The organism is Romboutsia weinsteinii, assembly GCF_002250835.2.
GTDB classification, from domain to species: domain Bacteria; phylum Bacillota; class Clostridia; order Peptostreptococcales; family Peptostreptococcaceae; genus Romboutsia_A; species Romboutsia_A weinsteinii.
The window spans coordinates 1-1,824 of the sequence record NZ_NOJY02000130.1; the positions used below are offsets into that span (position 1 = coordinate 1).

General features: G+C 31.4%; 4 protein-coding genes. All 4 read left to right on the forward strand.

From position 1 onward, the window contains the following. Nucleotides 1-194 (forward strand): TerD family protein (locus tag CHL78_RS20045; protein ID WP_147295874.1); only part of this gene is annotated, 194 nt, incomplete at its 5' end. Between the two features lie 113 nt (nucleotides 195-307). Continuing rightward, complete coding sequence (locus tag CHL78_RS20050; RefSeq protein WP_094368074.1) at nucleotides 308-886, forward strand: TerD family protein; 579 nt, start codon at nucleotides 308-310, stop codon at nucleotides 884-886. Nucleotides 887-906: 20 nt separating this feature from the next. Beyond that, nucleotides 907-1,539, forward strand: a complete 633-nt coding sequence (locus CHL78_RS20055) for a TerD family protein (RefSeq protein ID WP_094368075.1) — start codon at nucleotides 907-909, stop codon at nucleotides 1,537-1,539. A 2-nt stretch (nucleotides 1,540-1,541) separates the two neighbouring features. Then, nucleotides 1,542-1,824 (forward strand): cation-transporting P-type ATPase (locus CHL78_RS20060; protein WP_243446494.1); only part of this gene is annotated, 283 nt, incomplete at its 3' end.

Consider the following 1,824-nt stretch of genomic DNA (forward strand, 5'->3'; position numbering starts at 1 on the left):
ATATAAGAGTAGTGGATGTGGACAAAAACGAAGAATTAATCAACTTTGAATTAGGTGAAGATTTTAGTATAGAGACTGCAGTAGTAATAGCAGAAATATATAGACATAATGGAGAATGGAAATTCAATGCATTAGGATCTGGATTTGAAGGTGGATTAGCTGCTTTATGTAACAACTTCGGTATAAGCATATAAACATATAAGTTTATAATTTGCATATTTTCTATAAAATAATAAAATGTATAGATTAAATATCATGTATAAATGAATACTTGGTATAATTATATTACATATAGGGGGAATGTATTATGGCAATAACTTTAAAAAAAGGTCAAAAAATAGATTTAACTAAAGGTAATCCTGGACTAAAGAACCTTAAATTAGGATTAGGATGGGATACTAATTCATTTGATAGCGGATATGACTATGATTTAGATGTTAGTGTGTTTATGGTTGGTAAATCAGGAAGAGTCGAAAGAGATGAAGATTTTATATTCTATAACAATCTAAAACATATATCAGGATGTGTTGAGCATCTAGGAGATAATAGAACTGGTGAAGGTGATGGCGATGATGAAGAAATATTAGTATCATTAGATATAATACCAAAGCATATAGAAAGAGTAGCAGTTACTGTTACAATATATGAAGCATCAGAAAGAAGACAAAACTTTGGTCAAGTAAATAACTCTTATGTTAGAGTACTAAACTCTGACAATGAGGAAGAGGTATTAAGATATGACCTTGGTGAAGAGTTTAGTATAGAGACTGCAATAACTGTATGTGAAATTTATAGACACAATGGTGAGTGGAAGTTTAGTGCAGTAGGAGCTGGATTTGAAGGTGGACTTGAGGCGCTTTGCAAAAACTATGGTCTAAGTGTTTAATTATTTAGGAGGGGATTACTATGTCAATCAATTTAAAAAAAGGTCAAAAGATAGATTTAAGAAAATCTAATCCAGGATTAAGTTCTATAAGTGTAGGACTAGGATGGGATCCAGTTGGTCAAAGTGGAGGAGGATTTTTAAAATCCATATTTGGCGGTGGAGGAAATGCTGATATAGATTGTGATGCATCAGTATTTATGTTAAATGAAAAAGGTCAAATGAGTAATTCAAAAGACCTAGTATATTTTGGAAATTTAAAAAGTACTTGTAAATCAGTAGTACACACTGGTGATAATCTTACTGGTGATGGAGCTGGAGATGATGAGCAAATACTAGTTAATCTAGATAACATACCTGTAAATGTACATAAGTTACTATTTGTAGTAAACATATACAACTGTGTAGCTAGAAAACAACATTTTGGTATGATTAAAAATGCATATATTAGAGTTGTAGATCAGACTAACAGAAAAGAAGTAGCAAAATATAACTTAACTGATGATTATTCAGGTAAAACTTCTCTTATAGTAGGTACTATATACAAACATGAAGGTACATGGAAGTTCTCTGCTATAGGTGAAGGAAGTAATGATACTGGTCTTAAGGATATAATGCAAAACTTAGCCAGAATAGAATGCGCATATGGGGTATAAAAATGAAATATTATAATGAGAATCAAGAAGGCGTCTTAAAAGAATTAGACGTTGATAGTGAAAAAGGTCTCTCTAGTAATGAAGTAAAAACTAGAAGAGAAAAGTATGGGCTAAATGAATTTACTCCAAGAGAAGAAGGCAGTTTTTGGGACGACTTAAAAGAAAATTTAAGTGAACCTATGATACTTATATTAATAGCTGCTGCTATTATAAGTGCAGTAATAGGAGAAAGCCATGATGCAATAGGTATAGTATGTGCTATAGCTGTAGGTATCGGTATAGGTA

Coding starts and splice junctions, on each gene's coding strand:
- CHL78_RS20055 (WP_094368075.1), top strand. CDS start 907: ATGTCAATCAATTTAAAAAAAGGTCAAAAGATAGATTTAAGAAAATCT.
- CHL78_RS20050 (WP_094368074.1), top strand. CDS start 308: ATGGCAATAACTTTAAAAAAAGGTCAAAAAATAGATTTAACTAAAGGT.